This is a genomic window from bacterium (assembly GCA_016873475.1).
Taxonomy (GTDB): Bacteria; Krumholzibacteriota; Krumholzibacteriia; order JACNKJ01; family JACNKJ01; genus VGXI01.
Map to the genome: position 1 here is coordinate 1 of VGXI01000045.1, position 18,576 is coordinate 18,576.

Annotated in this window: 17 protein-coding genes, 2 tRNA genes and 1 pseudogene; 5 read left to right on the plus strand and 15 right to left on the minus strand. The window is 73.3% G+C overall.

All coding sequences use genetic code 11. The features are described 5' to 3' along the window. From FJ251_05720 to uvrA, 7 genes are all read right to left on the minus strand, one after another. Positions 1–433 (minus strand): glutamine--fructose-6-phosphate aminotransferase (locus FJ251_05720; GenBank protein ID MBM4117232.1); only part of this gene is annotated, 433 nt, incomplete at its 3' end. Positions 434–519: 86 nt separating this feature from the next. Beyond that, positions 520–2,025 carry a phosphoglucosamine mutase gene (gene glmM, locus FJ251_05725; GenBank protein MBM4117233.1) on the minus strand — a complete coding sequence of 502 codons (1,506 nt, stop codon included), beginning with the start codon at positions 2,023–2,025 and terminating at the stop codon, positions 520–522. Next, positions 1,987–2,062, minus strand: a tRNA-Thr gene (locus tag FJ251_05730). The genes glmM and FJ251_05730 overlap by 39 nt, the downstream gene beginning before the upstream one ends. 134 nt (positions 2,063–2,196) lie before the next feature. Then, positions 2,197–2,646 (minus strand): Rrf2 family transcriptional regulator, encoded by a 450-nt coding sequence (locus FJ251_05735; GenBank protein MBM4117234.1) that lies wholly within the window; start codon positions 2,644–2,646, stop codon positions 2,197–2,199. Between the two features lie 145 nt (positions 2,647–2,791). Beyond that, positions 2,792–2,867 (minus strand) — tRNA-Phe (locus tag FJ251_05740). A 35-nt stretch (positions 2,868–2,902) separates the two neighbouring features. Then, positions 2,903–3,877, minus strand: a complete 975-nt coding sequence (galE, locus tag FJ251_05745) for a UDP-glucose 4-epimerase GalE (protein ID MBM4117235.1) — start codon at positions 3,875–3,877, stop codon at positions 2,903–2,905. Beyond that, positions 3,874–6,651, minus strand: coding sequence for an excinuclease ABC subunit A (uvrA, locus tag FJ251_05750; GenBank protein MBM4117236.1), 2,778 nt, complete (start codon positions 6,649–6,651; stop codon positions 3,874–3,876). The genes galE and uvrA overlap by 4 nt, the downstream gene beginning before the upstream one ends. Before the next feature lie 111 nt (positions 6,652–6,762). Between uvrA and FJ251_05755 the strand changes: the two genes are divergently transcribed. Further along, entirely contained in the window at positions 6,763–7,659 is an 897-nt protein-coding gene (locus FJ251_05755; GenBank protein ID MBM4117237.1) for a nucleoside triphosphate pyrophosphohydrolase, read from the plus strand. Position 7,660: 1 nt separating this feature from the next. Here the strand turns inward: FJ251_05755 and FJ251_05760 are convergent, their stop codons facing one another. The 8 genes and pseudogenes from FJ251_05760 to FJ251_05795 all read right to left on the minus strand — a co-directional run bounded on the left by FJ251_05760 (position 7,661) and on the right by FJ251_05795 (position 13,921). Next, complete coding sequence (locus FJ251_05760; protein MBM4117238.1) at positions 7,661–9,067, minus strand: hypothetical protein; 1,407 nt, start codon at positions 9,065–9,067, stop codon at positions 7,661–7,663. Beyond that, positions 9,051–9,380 (minus strand): DUF1844 domain-containing protein, encoded by a 330-nt coding sequence (locus FJ251_05765; GenBank protein MBM4117239.1) that lies wholly within the window; start codon positions 9,378–9,380, stop codon positions 9,051–9,053. Before FJ251_05765 ends, FJ251_05760 begins: the two co-directional genes overlap by 17 nt. Before the next feature lie 11 nt (positions 9,381–9,391). Continuing rightward, a complete protein-coding gene (locus tag FJ251_05770; protein ID MBM4117240.1) occupies positions 9,392–9,961 on the minus strand; it encodes a helix-turn-helix domain-containing protein in 570 nt (189 codons plus the stop codon). An 11-nt stretch (positions 9,962–9,972) separates the two neighbouring features. After that, positions 9,973–10,539 (minus strand): cupin domain-containing protein, encoded by a 567-nt coding sequence (locus FJ251_05775; GenBank protein ID MBM4117241.1) that lies wholly within the window; start codon positions 10,537–10,539, stop codon positions 9,973–9,975. Between the two features lie 120 nt (positions 10,540–10,659). Beyond that, positions 10,660–11,682: a DUF21 domain-containing protein gene (locus FJ251_05780; GenBank protein MBM4117242.1), complete on the minus strand. Its 1,023-nt coding sequence runs from the start codon at positions 11,680–11,682 to the stop codon at positions 10,660–10,662. Further along, positions 11,679–12,245 carry a CBS domain-containing protein gene (locus tag FJ251_05785; GenBank protein ID MBM4117243.1) on the minus strand — a complete coding sequence of 189 codons (567 nt, stop codon included), beginning with the start codon at positions 12,243–12,245 and terminating at the stop codon, positions 11,679–11,681. The genes FJ251_05780 and FJ251_05785 overlap by 4 nt, the downstream gene beginning before the upstream one ends. A 120-nt stretch (positions 12,246–12,365) precedes the next feature. Further along, positions 12,366–12,929: pseudogene (locus tag FJ251_05790) on the minus strand (DUF21 domain-containing protein). After that, entirely contained in the window at positions 12,929–13,921 is a 993-nt protein-coding gene (locus FJ251_05795; GenBank protein ID MBM4117244.1) for a response regulator, read from the minus strand. The pseudogene FJ251_05790 and the gene FJ251_05795 overlap by 1 nt, the downstream one beginning before the upstream one ends. Before the next feature lie 136 nt (positions 13,922–14,057). Here FJ251_05795 and FJ251_05800 point away from each other — a divergent pair, with 136 nt between their 5' ends. The 4 genes from FJ251_05800 to FJ251_05815 all read left to right on the plus strand — a co-directional run bounded on the left by FJ251_05800 (position 14,058) and on the right by FJ251_05815 (position 18,574). Then, a complete protein-coding gene (locus FJ251_05800; protein MBM4117245.1) occupies positions 14,058–15,098 on the plus strand; it encodes a glycosyltransferase family 9 protein in 1,041 nt (346 codons plus the stop codon). Then, positions 14,375–16,390 (plus strand): hypothetical protein, encoded by a 2,016-nt coding sequence (locus FJ251_05805; protein ID MBM4117246.1) that lies wholly within the window; start codon positions 14,375–14,377, stop codon positions 16,388–16,390. Before FJ251_05800 ends, FJ251_05805 begins: the two co-directional genes overlap by 724 nt. Before the next feature lie 52 nt (positions 16,391–16,442). Continuing rightward, positions 16,443–17,276 (plus strand): hypothetical protein, encoded by an 834-nt coding sequence (locus FJ251_05810; GenBank protein ID MBM4117247.1) that lies wholly within the window; start codon positions 16,443–16,445, stop codon positions 17,274–17,276. Between the two features lie 65 nt (positions 17,277–17,341). Next, positions 17,342–18,574 carry a M1 family metallopeptidase gene (locus FJ251_05815; protein MBM4117248.1) on the plus strand — a complete coding sequence of 411 codons (1,233 nt, stop codon included), beginning with the start codon at positions 17,342–17,344 and terminating at the stop codon, positions 18,572–18,574. Positions 18,575–18,576: the final 2 nt, after the last annotated feature.

Consider the following 18,576-nt stretch of genomic DNA (forward strand, 5'->3'; position numbering starts at 1 on the left):
CCCCCTGCTCCAGGCTGCCCTCGTAGTAGTGAGCGACGAGCAGCGCCAGCACCTCGGTGTCGGTCTCCGTGCGCGGCTCGATGCCCTGGCCCTTCAGGTAGCGGCGCAGGAACTGGAAGTTCTCGATGATGCCATTGTGCACCAGGGCCAGCCCGCCGGACTCGTCCGTGTGCGGGTGGGCGTTGTCGTGGGTCGGCGGGCCGTGCGTGGCCCAGCGCGTGTGGGCGATACCCAGCGTCGCGTTGTAGTCGCCGTGGCGGAGCACTGCTTCGAGGGTGCTGATCTTGCCCTCGGCCTTGACCACGGTCAGACCGTGGGATTCATAGAGCGCGACGCCGGCCGAGTCGTAGCCCCGGTACTCCATCCGCTTGAGTCCGGCGATCAGGATGGGCAGGGCCGGACGCTCCCCCACGTAGCCGATGATTCCGCACATGAGTCCGCCTCGTCGCTAGGGGTGGTGGCCGCCTCGATTATCGGCCGCCCCGGCCGGCGTCTCAACAGAAATCGGGCCGACCGTTTTCAGGCCAGCGCGGTCCGGAAGTGCGCTTCCGCCGCGTCCAGCCGGGCGCGGAGCCAGGCGCCGTCGGCGGCCTCGCCGATGAGGCGCAGGATCGCCTCCGTGTTCGAGGCGCGCACGTGCAGCCATCCTTCGGGATAGCTGGCCTTGACGCCGTCGCGCCGGTCCAGCTCCGCCCCGGCGAAGTGTCGCTCGGCGAGCGCGACCAGGCGCGCGGGCTCGACCTTGGCGGCCAGCTCCAGGCGCCGCTTCTCCATCCGGTAGGCGGGCAGCGCGTCGGCCAGCGCCGCGAGCGAGCGGCCGCTGGTCGCCAGCGCCGAGAGGACGAGCGCGGCGCCGACAAGCCCGTCGCGCCCGGCGTGCAGGGCGGGCAGGATGACACCGCCGTTGCCCTCGCCGCCGATCACGGCGCCGGCCGCGCGCATGGCGGCGACGACGTGCGCCTCCCCCACCGGGCTGCGGTGGCAGACCTGGCCGTGGCGGGCGGCGACGTCGTCGATGAGTCGGCTGGTGCTCAGGTTGACCGCGACGGGACCGGGCGTCCTCCCGAGGACGTAGTCGGCCGCCAGCGCCAGCGTGTACTCCTCCGAGAGGACGCGCCCGTCGGCATCGACGAGCACGAGGCGATCGCTGTCGGGGTCGACCGCGAGGCCGAGCGCGGCGCCGCCCGCGCGCACCGCGGCGGCCAGCTCGCCGAGATGCGCGGGCGTCGGCTCCGGGTTGTGCGGGAAGATGCCGCTGCCGTCGCAGTGGAGCAGCAGGCAGCGCGCGCCGAGGGCCTCGAGCAGGGGCGGCAGCGCCGCGCTGCCCGAGGCGTTGACGGCGTCCACGGCCACCGTGAAGCCGCGCGCGGCGACGGCCTCGCGCGCCACCAGCGGCAGGGCGAGGATCGCCGCGATGTGGTGGCGGTTCGCGTCGGGCCAGCGGCGGAAGCCACCGAGCCGGGCGTGGTCCTCCCAGTGGAAGTCCCCCGCCGCCTCGATCGCGAGCACCTCCTCGCCGAGCGCCGGCGCGAGGAAATCCCCGGCCGCATCGAGGAACTTGAGGGCATTCCAGGGCGCGGGATTGTGGCTGGCCGTGATGACGATCCCGCCCGCCGCGCCCTGGGCGCCCACCGCCATCGCCGTCCCGGGCGTCGTGCAGACGCCGATGTCCACGGTTTCCAGGCCGGCGGCGCCGAGCACGCCCTTGACGAGATCCAGGACCATGCGCCCGCTGGGCCGGCCGTCGCGGCCGACGACGACGCTCGCGCCGACCGCCGCGCCGCGGCGCCGGCACCAGGTCGCGTAGGCCGCACTGTAGCGGACGATGGCCTCGGGGTGGAGCGAGTCGCCGACGATTCCGCGGATGCCGGAAACGCTGACCATGAGCGGGCTGTCGGCCATACACCCTCCCCGGCGCTGCGGCCGCAAGCCGCTGGCCGCAAAGGAAAGGCCGCCCCGCAGGACGGCCGGATCGCGAGATCGCCGCGGAGCTGGCGCGCGGATTCGAACCGCGGACCTGCGCATTACGAGTGCGCTGCTCTACCAGCTGAGCTACGCCAGCAAAGCCAGACAGGACGCGGTATACTGCGACCGCTGCTGCCCGAAGTCAAGAGCGCGGCCGCGCGCGGGGACCCAGCGTGGAAAGGCGGCCCCCCGTCTGCAGGAAGGCCGCCCCGGAACGCGAGCCACCACCCATCAACCCGTCAAGCCCAACTCGCGGAGCTTCTGGCGCTTCTCCTCGAGCCTGCCGACGAGGCCCTCGAGATTGCGCGTCTTGAAGAGCTCGTAGATGCCTTCCCTGATCGGCTTCCAGTCGTCGTGGAGCGGGCAGATCACGTCGTCCGAGCAGGGATTGATGCCCAGCACGCAGGTCGTGTCCCACTGGTTGATGGCGTCGAAGGCGTTGACGATCTCGTAGAGGTAGATCTCGCGGGCCGGCTTCATCAGCATGAAGCCGCCGTGCGGTCCCCGGAAGGACTTGACGAGGCGGATGCGCGTGAGCACCTGCATCGTCTTCGCCAGGAAGTGGAAGGGGATGTTCTCCGACTCGGCGATCTCCTTGAGCTGGACCGGACCGTTCTCCTCCCGCCCCGCCATGTAGACCATCGCCCGGATCGCGTACTCGCTCGCTCTGGAGAGAATCATGAGCGCCCCCAAGGATAGATATTCAGAGTATGAAGTCTGATAACGGCTAACTTAGCGCAGATCGGCCCGCCTGTCAATCCCCGGCGGTGGCTTTGGGAGCCGGAAACGAAGGAGCCGGCCCCTCCCGCGGAGCCGGCTCGACGCAGGGTGCGAAGGGACGGAGTCGAACCGCCGACACGCGGATTTTCAGTCCGCTGCTCTACCGACTGAGCTACCTTCGCAGCGGGGGCTACGAAAGCACATGCGCTAGGGCCTGTCAACCGCCCCCGGCGCCGCCCCGCGCGAAGTCCCAGGCAGAGGCGACGATGGCGTCCAGTGCCGCCTGGCGCGGCGCCCAGCCGAGCAGTGCGCGGGCCCTGTCGACGGCGGCGACGAGCAGGGCCGGGTCCCCGGGCCGGCGCGGGCCGCGGCGCAGGGGCACGGCGCGACCCGTCACCCGCTCAACGCTTGCGATCACCGCCTTCACCGAGTGCCCCTGCCCCGTCCCGAGGTTGAGCGGGCCGCTGGGATCGCTCGGCGCCTCGAGTGCGGCGAGGGCTGCCAGGTGCGCCTCGGCAAGATCGGCGACGTGCACCCCATCGCGGACGCAACTGCCGTCGGGGGTCGGGTAGTCCTCGCCGTAGAGAGTCAGCGGCTCGCCGCCCGCGGCGGCGGCGAGGGCGAGCGGGATGAGGTGCGTCTCGGGCTGGTGGCGCTCGCCGTGGTCGGCGAGGGCGCCCGCCGCGTTGAAGTAGCGCAGGCAGAGGTAGCGCAGCTTCAGGCGCGGCGCCGCGTGGCCCAGCACTTGTTCCATCGCGAGCTTCGTGCCGCCGTAGGGGTTCACCGGCCGGCAGGGATCGGTCTCGCGGAATGGCTGCCCTTCGCCGTGGCCGTAGACCGCTGCGGAGGACGAGAAGACCAGCCGCCGCGGCCCGCCGACGGCCTCGATGCCCGCGAGCAGGGCGAGGAAGCCGCCCAGGTTGTCGCGGTAGTAGCCGACCGGGTCGGCCACCGACTCGGCGACCAGGCTGCGCGCGGCGAAGTGGACCAGGGCGTCGCACTCGGCAAGCAGCGGATCGAGCCAGCGCCGCTCGCGCAGGTCGACTTGCCGGAAGTCCACTCCCGGCGGCAGGCTGTCCGCGTGGCCCGTGCTCAGATTGTCGATCACGCTGAGCGAATGGCCCGCCGCGAGCGCGGCGCGCAGGAAGGCGCCGCCGATGTAGCCGGCGCCGCCCGTGACCAGAATCCTCATCCTCGCTCCTCCTCGAGTTGCATCGCCAGGAGTGGCGCCAGGTAGCGGCCGGTCAGCGAGGCCGGCTCGGCGGCGATGGCCGCCGGATCGCCCAGGGCGACGATGCGGCCGCCTCCAGCGCCGCCCTCCGGGCCGAGGTCGATGATGTGATCGGCGGCGAGCAGTATCTGAGGATTGTGCTCGATGACGATCAGCGAGTGGCCCGCCTTGAGCAGGCGCTGGAAGACGGCGAGCAGCTGGCGCACGTCGAGAGGATGCAGGCCCGTCGTCGGCTCGTCGAGGATGTACAGGTGCCGCTCGCTGCCGGTCGTCGCCAGCTCGCGCGCGATCTTCAGGCGCTGGCTCTCGCCGCCGGACAGCGTGCTCGCGCCCTGGCCGAGCTTGAGGTACCCGAGGCCGACCCGGTGCAGCATCCAGAGCCGCTCGCCGAGGGCGTGGTGCCCGGCGAAGAACTGGATCGCCTCGTCGACGGTCATCTCGAGCACCTCGGCGATCGTGCGGCCCTTGAAGCGCACCGCCAGCGACTCGGCGCGGAAGCGACGGCCGCCGCAGGTCTCGCAGGGCACGTAGAGGTCGGCCATGAAGACCATCTCCAGCTTCACCGAGCCCAGGCCCTGGCACTCGGGGCAGCGCCCCTCCTTGCTGTTGAAGGAGAAGTGCTCGGCGCCCAGGCGCAGGCGGGCGCGCCGCGCCTCCTCGGCGTAGAGCTCGCGGATGAGCTGGAAGGCGCCCAGGTAGGTGGCCGGGTTGCTGCGCGGGCTCTTGCCGACCGGGCTCTGGTCGACGACGCGAAAGCCGTGCACGCGGTCGGCGCCCCGGAGCCGCCGCCAGGGATCGCCGGGCCGCGGCCCCTCGGGGCTCGCGAGCGCCTGCACGAGCACATCCGACACCAGCGTGCTCTTGCCCGAGCCGCTCACCCCCGAGACGACGACGAGGCGCCCGAGCGGGAACTCCACCGTCAGGTCCTGCAGGTTGTGCCGCGTGACGCCCTCGAGCAGAAGGCTCCCGCGTGAGGGCCGCCGCGCGCGGTCGATGAAACCCAGCGGTTCCTGTCCCGCCAGGCAGCGCAGGGTCGCCGAGGGGTGATCGGGATCGACGGCCTCCAGGCGGTCGACAGGCCCCTGGTAGACGAGCCGCCCCCCCTTGGCGCCGCTGCCGGGGCCGAGGTCGATGAGCTGGTCGGCGCGGCGCACCACCTCGAGATCGTGCTCCGCGACGATCACGCTGTTGCCCAGATCGCGCAGCTCGAGCAGGGTGGCGAGCAGGCGCTCGGTGTCGCGCGGGTGCAGGCCGATCGTCGGCTCGTCGAGGGCATAGAGCGTGTCGGTGAGGCGGCTGCCCAGCGCATTGGCGAGGTGGATGCGCTGGAACTCCCCGCCCGAGAGGCTGCGCGTCGGCCGGTCGAGCGTGAGGTAGTGCAGGCCCATGCGCAGGAGGAAGCGCAGGCGGCCGTCCAACTCGGCGAGCACGCGCTCGACGCCCAGCGCCCGCGCCTCGATCGGCAGTGCGGCCAGCGCCGCGGCCGCCTCCCCGAGCGTCAGCCGGTAGATGTCCGGCAGCGTCCACTCGCCCAGGCGCACCTGGCGCACTTCGGGTCGCAGGCGGCTGCCGCCGCAGGTCTCGCAGGGCAGTTCGGACATGAAGCGCCGCGAGTAGAAGCGCGCGTACTTCTTGTAGGCCTTGCCGCGCAGGGCCTCGAGCCAGGGCAGGAGACCCTTGAAGCCCTTGCCGCCTTCGAGCAGCAGGCGCCGCTGCACGAGCGTCAGCTCCGCGAAGGGCCGGTCGACGGGGATCTTCCGCTCGCGACAGAGTTCGCACACGCGCTGCTGGAAGCGCGCGAAGCGCGGCGAGGCCCAGGGCGCCAGCGCGCCCTCGGCGATCGAGAGCGCCGGCCGCGGCACCAGCTTGCCGAGGTCGAACTCGAGGCGGTTGCCGTAGCCGTGGCAGTCGGGACAGGCGCCCTCGGTGAGCTGAAAGGAGAAGAAGTCGGGCCGCGGCTCGGGCAGCGCGAGATCGCAGGCGCCGCAGATCGCCCCCTCGGCGTGGCGCGAGAGCGGAGCGCCCGTCTCGTCGAGGACGAGCAGTCGGCCCTCGCCCTCCCGGTAGGCCGTCTCGATGGCCTCCGCCAGGCGCCCCTGCTCGGCGGGCTCGGCGCGCAGGCGATCGACGACGACGGTCAGGCCCGCCGCAGCGAGGGCGGGCGCCGGCGCCTCCTCCAGGCGCTGCACGCCGCCTGCCGCAACCACGCGGCGGTAGCCGCGGGCGAGGAGGATCTCCCGCACCTGCTCGCCGCCGAGGCCGGCGCCGCCGCAGAAGGGAAAGGCCGGAAGAATGGCGCGTCCGGCCTGCTGCGCCGTGAGCCGCGCCGCGAGCACCGAGGGCTCCTCGCGCTCGACGAGAGCGCCGCAGCGCGGGCAGTGCAGGCTGCCGGCACGCGCGAAGAGGACGCGCAGGAAATCGGCGATCTCGGTGTAGGTCGCCACGGTCGAGCGCCCGTGCTGCACCGTGTTCTGCTGGCGGATGGCGATCGCCGGTCCGATCCCCTCGAGCGAATCGAGGTCGGGCCGGCGCAGCCGCTCGAGGAACTGCCGTGTGTAGGTGGACAGGCTCTCGACGTAGCGGCGCTGGCCTTCGGCGTAGAGCGTGTCGAAGAGGAGGCTGCTCTTGCCGGAGCCGCTGGGGCCGGAGATCACCACGAAGCGCCCGCGCGGGATGTCGAGGTCGAGATTGCGGAGGTTGTTCTCCCGAGCGCCTCGGATGCGGATGAAGTCCATGCGCGCGCGCTGCCTCCGGCCTGATCCGTCAGCTTAGGTCGGCGCGCGGGGGGCGTCAACGGCCATTGGGCCGGCTTGTCCGGCCGGGCGGGCCGTGCTAGCGTGGCCGCCATGCCCACTCTCCCCCAGGCCGCACTCGAGCAACTCTGGCGAACCCTCGAGCGCCTGCTCGCGCCCGACGGCTGTCCCTGGGATCGGGAGCAGCGCCTGGCCGACATCGCCCGGCATCTCATCGACGAGGGCCACGAGTGGCTGGAGGCGTGCAACCAGGGTGACCGCGTGGGCCAGGTGGAGGAGCTCGGCGACCTCGCCTACCTCCCCCTCTTCGGTCTCCAGCGGCTCGCCCGCGACGAGGGCGAGGCCGCCGCGGCCGGCGCCCTGCAGGCGATCGACGCCAAGCTGCGCCGGCGCCACCCGCAGCTCTTCCCCGCGCCGGGCGGCGCGGCGGGCCCGATGCCCGCGGACAGCGCCGAGCAGCTGCGCGTCTGGGAGGCCGTCAAGCGCGAGGAGCGCGCCGCGCGCGGCGAGGCGCCGGGCCTGCTCAAGCCGCTGCCGCGCAGCCTCAGCGTCCTCGCGCGCAGCCAGCGCTACCAGGAGACGGCCGCCGGCGTGGGCTTCGACTGGCCGGACCTCGCCGGCGTCCTCGCCAAGCTCGACGAGGAAGTCGGCGAACTGCGGGCGGCGCTGGCCGCGCTGCCGGCCGCTCCCCCGCCGGGCGCGGGCGCGCCCTCGTCGCGCTACCGCGCCGGCCTGAGTCCGGCCACGCTGGCTCAGGCGCAGGAGGAGCTCGGCGACCTCTTCATCGTGCTCGCCAATCTCTCGCGCTGGCTCGGCCTGGACGCAGAAGCGCTGGCCGAGAGCGCGAACGCCAAGTTCCGCCGCCGCTTCGCGGCGATGGAGGCGCGGCTGGCCGCTGACGGCGAGCGCCTCGGCGAGCTCTCCCTGGAGACGATGGACCGCGCCTGGCAGGCCGTGAAGAACGCCGAGGCCGCGGGCGAGGAGTCCTAGGCTACTCCTCTGGCGCCGGGACGGCCTCCGGCGACGCCTCGCCCGCCGTTTCTCCCGCGGGCGCGGGAGCCGGCGGCGTGGGTGGGGCCGGCGCGCTCGCGCGCTCGGGGCAGCCGTCGCCGTCTTCGACGCCGTCGTAGTCCTCGGGACGATCGGGGCAGAGGTCCTCGCCATCGACGATGCCATCGTTGTCGTTGTCCAGGTCGGGCCGTCCGTCCTCGTCGGCGAAGCCGTCGCGGTCCTCGGGCAGATTCGGCGCGAGGTCGAGCGCATCGGGTACGCCGTCGCCGTCGTTGTCGAGATCGGGACAGCCGTCGCCGTCCTGGAAGCCGTCGGGGTCCTCGGGGCGATCGGGGCAGGCGTCGTCGTCGCCGCGCAGGCCGTCGTGATCGGGATCGCCGGCCAGGAGCTGCCAGTCACGGCGCAGCACCAGGCTGCTGATGAGACCGGGGTAGTGCGGCTCGAAGACGGTGGCGAAGTCGTCCCGCGCGAGATCCAGATCGAAGCCGCCGCTGACGCTCAGGCGCCAGGGCGCCTGGGCGCGGAAGCCCAGGCCGAGGCGCCAGGGCTGCTCGCGCAGGCGGATCTCCGCCTCCGGGCGGTCGAGCAGGTCGACGCTCAGCTCGGCCGAGAGCCGCAGGCGCTCGCCGAGGAACTCGAGCCCGGCCCCGTAGAGGGTCTGTCGCAGCGAGGACTCCGGCTCACCGGCCGCGAGCGCGGGGTAGTAGGGCGGGTAGACGCCCTGCCAGCCGGGGTGTCCGGGCCAGGGCGGCAAACCCTGGCCCGCGCGGCCGCGATTGACGCGCAGCCCCGCGTTGAGGTGCAGCCGGGTGGGCACGAAGACGCCGCCGCGCAGGAGATCGACGCTGAGGATCCCGAGCAGCTCGTAGTCGCGGGCATCGGCGCTGAAGCGGCGCTGCAGATCCCCAACCGGCAGGCGCAGCGCCCCCTCGGCGGCGAGGCGCAGGCGATCGCCGGGCAGCGGCAGGCCGAGCTTGAGGCCGAGGTCGGCGTCGCCCAGGCCCGCGAGCCAGTCGGAATCGCCGATGGCGCCGAAGAGCTCGCCGTCGGCCTCGCCCGCGAAACGCAGCAGGCCGTGCAGGCGCTGGTCGAAGGACAGCTGGCCCGCCTCGCCGAGACCGAAGCTGAGGCCGAGGCGGCCCGTGCTCCAGTGGTAGCGGCTGGCCTGGCCGACGTCCTGGTAGTAGTAGCCACCGCCCAACGCGAGGCCCACCGCACCGAGGCCCGTCGTCTCGTCCGTGTGCAGGCGCAGGAGCCCGCGGGGCTCCGGCAGTCCGAAGGCCGCTCGCGCGGGGCGCGCGGGCAGGGCAAGCAGGAGACAGGCCAGCAGCGCCGCCGCCCGGCCGGCGCGCGCGGCCGCCGCGCGGGCCTCAGTCCGCCGAGTCACTGGCGGCCCGCGGCGCCTCCGTCGCCGCGTCCGGCGCCGGGGTCGTCTCGCCCTTCTTCCGCTCGTCGACATAGTTGAGGCGGAGCTGGGTGAGGATGTCCTGCAGCGCGCGCTCCTCGTCTCGGCTCAGGTTGCCCCGGGTCTTGCGGGAGAGGCTCTCGAGGAGATCGATCGTCTGGCGCGCGGCGCCGAGATCGCGCTCGGTCTGACCGCTCAAGGGACTCACCAGCTTGCCGAGCTGCTGCATCGCCGCCGCGTGCAGGCTGAAGACAAGGCCGAGGAAGTGCACATCGCGCTCGTCGCCCGCGGACATGGCCCTCTCCTCTAGAAGGCGTCGATGCTGTGGCGGCGGATGCTGATCAGCAGCAGGTCCGCCGTCTCGCGCGTGGAGAGGTTGCGCAGCGCGGGCGCGCTCTGCTCGGTGAAGTGCATGCTGTCGCCCGCGCTCATCTGGTAGACCTCGTCCCTGACACGGAACTCCAGGCGCCCCTGCTCGAGGACCAGGGTCGCCTCGCTCTCCGGGGCCGCATCGCTGTAGCGCAGCTCGGCGCTCGGCTCCAGATGGAGACGGTAGACCTGCAGTCGCCCGCCCGGGATGCCGCGCGTCAGGCGCTGGAAGTAGCCCTCCGCGGACTTGAAGGCCTCCTTGCGGCGCTCCTCGTACTTGATGTGGCTGACGTCCTCGAGGTTCTGCGTCTCGAGGAAGAAGGCCGTGTCCTTGCCCAGCGCCGCCGCGATGCGCGAGAGCGCGCCGATCGTCGGACTGGTCTTCCCCCGCTCGATCTCGGAGATGTGCGTGGCCGAGACGCGGCTCTTCGCCTCGATGTCCTTGAGCGTCATCCCCTTCGCCTTGCGGATGCGCTTGATGCGACCCCCGAGTTCCTGGATCTCCATTGCCACCCCTCCTAGATCTTGAAGCTGGGCACGGTGACGACGAGCGCCTCGCAGGCGGCGTCACCGATGTTCTCGATGCGATGCGGACTGGAGGCGTGGTAGTGCAGGCTGTCGCCTTCCTTGAGGATGTGCCGCCCCTCCTCCACGTAGACCTCGAGGATCCCCTTGCGCACGAGGATGAACTCCTCGCCCTCGTGGCGGTTCACCTCGCCGGTGGAGACGGCGCCCTTCTCCCAGGTCATCAGCATCACGGACATGCGCGAGTGCGGCACGCTGCCGGAGAGCGACTCGATCGCGACCGGCGGCTCCATGAAGCGGTAGCGGCGGCGACTGCCGGCGCTGAGCTGGCTCACCTGCGGCAGCTCCTCCGCCTCGACGAAGAAGGCGGCCTCGCTGCCCATGGCCTCCGCGATGCGAGTGAGGGCGCCGACGGTCGGACTCGACTTGCCGCGTTCGATCTCCGAGATGTGCGTGGCGGAGACCCCGCTCAGGGCTTCGATCTCCTTCAGCGTCAGCTTCTTCTCCAGGCGATAGCGCTTCAGGCGCTCGCCGATCTCCGCCTTGTCCAGGGCTTGCATGGCATCTCCTCCTCGGGGTCCGAACGCAGCAAGGTGGAGAAAAAATACGAGAAGCTGCCTCTATGGTCAAGATTCGTTCGCTATCCCCCATCGACCGGGGCCGGAATCCGGTAAAGACCGTCAGCCCTGGGAACCCTCTCCCCCCCAGCCGGCGGCCTCCTTCTGGTGCAGCAGCTCGCGCAGGACGTCCTCCAGGTAGACGGCCCCCCGGGCCTCGCCGAGGGAGTCGGCCACCACGGCCAGGGTGTGGCCGTCCGGCTGGAGGGAATCGAGCAGCTCCAGGGCGGGGATACCGCCGTCGACCTGCAAGAGGGGCTTGGCCAGGCCCCGCAGGTCCGGGTAGGGATCGCCGCCGAGCAGGCGGCGGGCGGGCAGGAGCCCGACGAGGCGGCTCGGGCGCCCCTCGTAGAGGAAGGCGGCCGGGCTGCGCCGCGCGACGAGCAGGCGGCGCAGCTCGTCGGCGCTGCCCTCCACGGAGAAGAGGCAGAGCGCGGGCAGGGGGCGCATCAGCCCAGCGGCGTCCAGGCTGCCCAGGGCGCCGATCCGCTCGATGGCCCGCTCCTGGTCCTCTCCCACCACGCCGGCGGCGCGGCCGGCCTCGACGTGCTGGCGCACGGTGTCCCAGGAGATCGGCTGGCCGTGCTCGCCGGCCGCGCCGAGGCCCGGCAGGCGGCGCAGGAGCCGAACGAGGAGCTCCAGCAGCCAGACCAGGGGCAGCAGCAGGCTGTAGATGGCGAGCAGCAGCGGCGCGGCCAGGCGCGAGATGCGGAAGGCGTAGTGGTGGCCGACGCCCTTGGGCAGCACCTCGCCGAAGACGAGCACGACGCCCGTCACCCAGACCGAGGCGAGCAGGTCGTTCCAGACCGGCGAGAGCGCGAGGCCGCGCGCGGCCAGTGCCCGCTCGGTGAGCAGGAGACCGGCCAGCGAGGCGAGCACGTTGCAGAGGTTGTTGCCGATCAGCAGGGTCGCCAGCGTGTGCTCCGGGCGCCGCGTGAGGCGCTCGGCCAGACCGGCCAGGCGAGCGCCGCGCGCACGGTCGGCTCGGTGGCGCAGGCGCCCGGCCGCGATCACGGCCGTCTCGCTGCCCGAGAAGGTCGCCGAGCCCAGGAGCGCGAGGGCGAAGAGAGCCAGCCAGAGCGTCATCGCGAGCGCTCCCGGGGCTGCTGGAGACGCAGGGTGGTCAGCGCGGGGCCGCGGGCGGAGAGCACGGTCCACTCCAGGCCGTCGATCGCGTAGACGCGGCCCGTCTCGGGCAGTTCGCCCAGGCGCTCCATCAGGTAGCCGCCGAGGGTCTCCGCGCTCGCCGGCGGCAGGCGCAGGCCGATCAGCTCCGGCAGGCGGGCGATCGGCAGGCGGCTGGAGGCGATCAGGGTGCGCGCGTCGAGCAGGCGGTAGTGCAGCTCGTCGCGGCTCTGCTGGCGCAGGCGACCGACGACGACGGCGAAGAGGTCATCAACGCTCACGAGGCCCGCCAGGGCCCCGTATTCGTCGACGACCACCGCCAGCGGCGCCTCCTTCCCCAGCAGCTCGACGAGCAAGGAGTCCGCCTTGCGGCTCTCCGGGCAGAACTCGACGGGCGTCGCCAGCTCGCCCACGGGTCGCTCGAGGTCGCCCTCGGTGAGCAGGGCGATCGCACTGACGCTGCCGATCACGTGGTCGCTGGCGTCGCGGTAGACCGGCGCGATGCTGTGGCCGGCCCGGCGCATCTGCGCTGCCGCCTCTCCGACCGGCGTCTGGGCCGCGAGCAGGAAGAGATCGACGCGCGGCGTCATCAGGGCGTCGACCCGCAGATCCCCGAGCTGGAAGACGCCCTCCACGAGCTGCCGCTCGCGCGCCCGAATGCTGCCGCTCTCCTCGCCGAGACTGAGCAGGGCGAGCATCTCCTCGCTGCGCAACTCGAGGCGGTCACCCGGCTGCAGGCGCTCGAGCAGGCCGACCAGGCCGCGGCTGGCGCGGCGCAGCAGCGCCGTGGGCCCGGACAGCAGGCGCTCCGCCGCGAGCAGTGGCCCCGAGACCCGCAGGCTGAGGCGCTGGGGCGCGCCGACGGCGAGGCTCTTGGGCAGGATCTCGCCGAAGACGACGAGCACGGCGGTGACGCCGACGAGGCTGACGAGGGTGGCGCTGGCGCCGTCGAGCCGGCGCAGGATGAGCCGCGAGGCGAGCGCCGCCAGCGTGATGTTCACGAGCGTGTTGCCGATGAGGATCGTGATCAACACCGTGCTCAGCTCGCGCAGGAGGCGCAGGACCCGCCGCGCCGCCGCGTCCTGGCGCTGCGCCAGCTCGTGGCGCTGCTGGGCGCCGAGCGCGAAGAGCGCGGTCTCGGCGCTCGAGAAGAAGGCCGAGCAGGCGAGCAGGGCCAGGCAGAGGAATGCCAGCAGGAGGTCGAGCATCAGGGTCTGGCGCCGCGGCGCAGGGGTGCGAGCAGATCGCGCAGGCGTCCCAGGCCGGGCTTGATCAGCACCGCCGCGACGCCAGGCCACTCGCGCCGGGCGGCGGCGCTGTCGCCGGTCAGCAGGACGGTGAGCAGTTCGGGCGCCTCCCGGCGCCAGGCCGCCAGTCGTTCGGCGCCGCTGGCGCCGGGCAGGTTGAGGTCGGCCACCGCCGCCGCGAAGCGCGTCGGGTTGGGCGCGGGTTCCTCGTCGCCGGCCCGGGGCTCGACGCGCAAGCCCTCCGCGCGCAGGAGCGCCGCCAGCGCGGCGCGCAGCTCGGGATCGTCCTCGACGAGGAGCACGGCGGGCGCCTCGCGCGGTAGGCGCTGGAGATCCAGGGTGAAACGGCCGTCGCTGCAGTCGGCGTCGAGATGGAGGCCCAGCGCCGCGACCGCCTCGAGGACCAGCCCCAGACCCTGGCCGCCTCCGCCCGGGCGCGGCGCCGGCGCCCGCCCCGCATTGAGGGCGGCGATCAGCGCGGGCGCGGGCAGGCGGCCGCCGCTTGCCACTCTCAGCCCTTCGCCGTTCGCCAGCAGCTCGACCGGCCCCTCCGGTGCCGCCGCGCAGGCGTTCTCGAGCAGATTCACGAGCAGGCTGCGCCAGTGCGTCCAGAGCCCGGGCCAGAGCAGGGGCCGCTCGAGGCTGAGGCGCGCCGCCCCCGGACACAAGCGCCCGGCCTGGCGGTAGCCGTCCCAGAGGGCCTCGACCCGCGGCGCCAGATCGGCGCCGGCGCCCGCGCGCGCCGCGGGGCGCGCTCCGCCGGCGAGCCCGTCGCCGAGTTCGGCGAGGCCGGCGGCCAGGCGTGCGTAGAGCGCAGCGAGGGCGGCCCGGCGCGCCGGCTCGTCCTCGCGACTCAAGCCGAAGCGCGTCAGGCGCAGATCGGCCGCGAGCAGAGCGAGCAAGTGGCGCAGGTCGTGGACGGCGAGACCGTTGGGCTGAGGCGATGGCTGCATGGCGCTCGCCTGCAGCTTCCCTGCGCCCTCGCCTCCTGTCAACAGCGAAGCCGGCCCCTCGCTTGACGATCCCCCCGGCTCGACCTAGACTGGCGCGCTTCCCGCACCCGGCGGGAGCGGGCGCGGAAAGCGGGCCATGGCGACGAAGACACTGCTCATCCGCTTCGGCTCCCTGGGCGACCTCGCGCTCACCCTGCCGGCGCTCTGGGATCTCGCGGCGAGCGAGCCCCGGGGCGAGCGCCACTTCCTCGTCCTCGCGCCCTGGGCCTCGCTGCTCACGCCGCTGCCCGAACTCGAGCGCGTCTGGACCCTGCCCCGCGGGGCACGCTCCGCCGAACTGGCGGCGCTGGGGCGCGATCTCGCGGCCGAGGCCTACGATCGCGTCCTCGACTTCCACGGCAACCTGCGCGCCCGGCTCCTCAGGCGGCAGCTCGGCCGGCCGCCCGCGGGCTGGTGGCAGAGCCCGCGGCACGACCTGCGCCGGCGCCTGATGGTCGTCCGGCCCGGCTGGCCGGCGCTGCTCAGGCCGCGCGCTCCGCTGCCGCCGGTCTGGCAGCGGCATCGCGCGACCCTGCGCGCCGCCCTGGGCGAGACCTATCGTCCCGCGCCGCCAGCCGCGGCTCGCTATCCGCTGAGCCAGGCGCTGCGCGCGGCAGTGGACGCCGAGCTCGCGGCGCTCGGCCTCGCGCCCGGCGAGCGGCCGCTCGCGCTGGCCCCTGGCGCGGCCTGGCCCGCGAAGGTCTGGCCGCACGCGGCGGCGCTGGTCGAGCGCCTGTCCCCGCGCTGGCCCCTGCTCCTCGTCGGCGGCCCGGCCGAGCGGGACACCTGCGCCGCTCTCGCCGCCCTGGGCGCCGTCGACTACAGCGGCGACCGGCCGCTCTCCCAGGTCGCGGCCGCGCTCGGGCGCAGCCGCGCGCTCGTCGCCAGCGACAGCGGCCTCGGCCACCTCGCCGAGGCCGTGGGCACGCCCGTCCTCGACCTCTACGGGCCCACGGTGCCGGCCTTCGGCTTCGCGCCGCGCCTGGAGGCGAGCCGTGTGCTCGAGCGCCCCCTCGGCTGTCGGCCCTGCTCCCTGCACGGGGCGCGGCCCTGCCGCTTCGGCCACGGCAACTGCCTGGGCGAGCTCGGCGCCGACGCCGTGGTCGCCGAGCTGAGCGCGATGGGAGCCCTGGCGTGAGCGCGCTCCGGCTCTATCGCGCGCTCTCGCCGCTGCTCGCCGCGCTGGCCCCGCTGGCGGCGCCCTTCGCGCCGAAGCTGCGCGCCGGACTCGCCTGGCGGCGGAGCGCCGCGCCCGGGACGGCCGCGCTCGCCGCGCTCGCGGGGCGCCGGCCGCGCTTCTGGCTGCACGCGGCCAGCGCGGGCGAGCTCGAGCAAGCGCGGCCCCTGCTCGCTGGCCTGCGCGCGCGGCATCCGGAGGCGGCCCTGCTGCTGACTCAGGGCTCCGTCTCGGCGCGAGCGGCCGGCGCGCGCGTGACGGAAGCGGATCGCGTGCTCCCCCTGCCCCTGGACAGCCCGCGGGCGATGGCCCGCCTCCTCGCCGCCTTTGCGCCCACCGCGGTGATCGCCGTGAAGTGGGACCTCTGGCCCAACCTCGTGCTCGAGGCCGAGCGGCGCGGCGTGCCCACGCTCCTCGTCGGCGGCGTGCTGGGGGCCGAATCCGGGCGCGCGCGCTGGCCGGGCCGCCTCCTCGCCGCGCCCCTCCACCGGCGCCTGGCCGGCATCGGCGCCGCGAGCGAGGCCGACGCCCAGGCCTTCGCGGCGCTCGGCGTGCCGGGGGATCGGCTGGCCGTCACCGGCGACACGCGCTTCGACCGCGTGCTCGCGCGGCGAGACGAGGCGAGGCCGCTGCCGCTGCCGGCTGCGGGGGACGAACCCTGTCTCGTCGCCGGGAGCTGCTGGCCGCCCGAGGAGGACCTGCTGCTGGCCGCCTTCGCGCGCCTGCGCGGCGAGTGGCCGGCCCTGCGCCTGCTCCTCGTTCCGCACGAGCCCCTGCCGGCCGCCCTCGCTCGCCTGCGCCGGGCGGCGGCGGCGCGCGCGCTCCCGCTCTGGCTGCTCAGCGAACGCGCCGCGCTCGCGGACGGAGGCGTCTGCGTCGCCGACCGCGTCGGCCAGCTCTCCGAACTCTACGCCGCCGGACAGATCGCGCTCGTCGGCGGCGGCTTCGGTCGGGGCCTGCACAGCGTGCTCGAGCCGGCGGCGCGCGGGCTCGCCGTGCTCTGCGGCCCGCGCTTCGGCCGCGCCGACGAGGCGCGCCGCCTCGTCGCGGCCGGCGGGGCCTTCGTCGTGCGGGACGGCGAGGCGCTCGCCGCGCGCTGGCGCGCGCTGCTCGCCGATCCGCCGGCGCTGGCGCGGGCGGCCGCGGCGGCCCGCGCCTTCGTCGAGGCCGGCGCCGGCGCGACGGCACGCAGCCTGGACTTCCTGCACCAGCGCCTGGCGGCCAGCGCGCGAGGCGGCGGCGAAGCCGCTTGATTCAGCGCTACTTGGAGACATACCATTCGGCATCCCCTGGAAGGAGATCTCGATGCGCCGCCTGCCCGCCCTCCTGCTGCTGTCGGCCTCTGCCCTCGTCTGCGCACTCCCGGCAGCCGCGGCCCGCCCCGGCGAGCAGATCCACCTGCCGCGCTGGAGCCTGGGCCCCCAGGTCGCCACCTATGCCGGCCCCAGCCACGCCGACCTGCTCTTTCGCGAGAACGAGGTCATGGTCGCAGGCATGGACAGCGAGCCCGGTCTGCGATTGAGCGACTTCGAGTCGGGCCTGCCGGTGGGACTGCGCATCTACTGGGCCTACCGGCCAGCCCTCGGCTTGGCCGCGACGTACGGTTTCTCGAACTACAGCAGCGCCCAGACCTTCACGGCCCATCAATGGCCCTCGCCGCGCGAACTCGCTACAGACCTGCACGAGCTGGATGTCACCGTGCACTACGGACTCGACTTCGTGCGAAACCAGAAGCTGCTTCCCTATGTCGGCTTTGGGATAGGTCTCGCGTTGGCAGACAGCAGGCTCTCGATCGATCTTATCAATGTACAGGAGCCCGACCCCGAAGACCCTGCTAGCCTGCTGCCCGATCGCAGCTTCGAGATCAAGGCCCGCGATCACTCCCTCCATTACCTCGGACTGGCAGGGCTCATCTATCGATTCACTAGCCGTGTGGCGATCAGCGCAGAGATGCAGGGAGTAATGGGTGACATTCGGCAGAGCTTCGACTACGGCGGCTCCTACCAGTACCTAGTGGTCGATCCCGAGAACCAACAGGACGTCATCAACGACTGGAAGACCAACGACATCCTCGGCGGCTCCTATCCGATGGACCTCACCGGCGTGCGCCTGTCGATCGGCCTGCTGATCGGCCTCTGAGCCGGCTTGGCCCCCCAGCCCCCGCATGCTAGAGTGAAGCGAACGCCGTCCAGGAGGCCCTCCGCATGATCCAGCGCCTGCGCCCCTTCGCCCTCGCCCTCCTGCTCGCCCTGCCGGCCGCCGCCCTCGCCGAGGAGCCGGTCACGGACAAGCTGCGCGAGGACGGCCGGCTTCCCCTCTGCGGCCATGCGCGCGGCGTGTTCGGCCGCAGCGGGGAGGGCCAGCCGGGACAGACCGAGTGGCGGGCGCGCTACTACGAGATCAGCGGCAGCCTGGACTTCGCCGCCCTCGCGTTCAGCGGGCGGGTGCGCGCCTTCCTGACGCCGATCGCCGTCGCCGACAGCCTCGTCCTCGACGCCTTCGACACCCTGACGCCCAGCGCCGTGCGCGTGGACGGCGCCCCCGCCACCTGGCGGCGCCTCGACGAGCGCACCATCGCCATCGCCACGCCGGGGGGCACGGTGGGCGACGAGCGCCTGGTCGAGGTCGAGTATGCCGCCGAACCCAACGACATCGGCTTTGGCGCCTTCTGGTTTCCCGAGTACCTCGACGACGCCGGCGCGCGCATCCGCAGCTGCCAGACGATGACCCAGACCCAGAACGCGGGCACCTGGTGGCCCTGCATCGATCGGCTCAGCCACAAGCCGGACAGCCTGGCCCTCGCGATCACCGTGCCCGACACGATGGTCGTCGCCGCCAACGGCCGGCTCGAGGGCGTCGACGACAACGGCGACGGCACGCGCACCTACCGCTGGCGCGAGCGCTACCCGATCGCGACCTACCTCGTGGCGATGACCGTGGCGCCCTTCCATTCGCCGGGCGGCGACGGCCTGCCCTGGCAGGACAGCTACGATCTCGGCGGCGGCGAGAGCCTGCCGCTCACCTGGTTCATCCGGCCGCATCACGTGGACGAAGCGGTGAACAACCTCGAGCAGATCCACGACATGCTCGACGCCTTCCGGGAGCGCTTCGGCGAGTACCCCTTCACGGCCGAGAAGTACGGCATCGCCGAGTACAGTTTCGCCGGCGGCATGGAGCACCAGACGCTCAGCAGCATCGGCACGACGGTGGTCGCCGCGCTCGACAGCGCCCACTTCGTGCAGCCGCACGAGCTCGCGCACCAGTGGTTCGGCGACTGGGTGGGCCCGGCGACCTGGGAGGACATCTGGCTGAACGAGGGCTTCGCCACCTACGGCGAGGCGCTCTACTACGAGCACCTGGGTCGCTACACGGCCGGGGAGTACATGTACCTGCGGCGCCGGCTGCCGAACGGCGAGGCCTTCGCCGGCAGCGTCTAAAA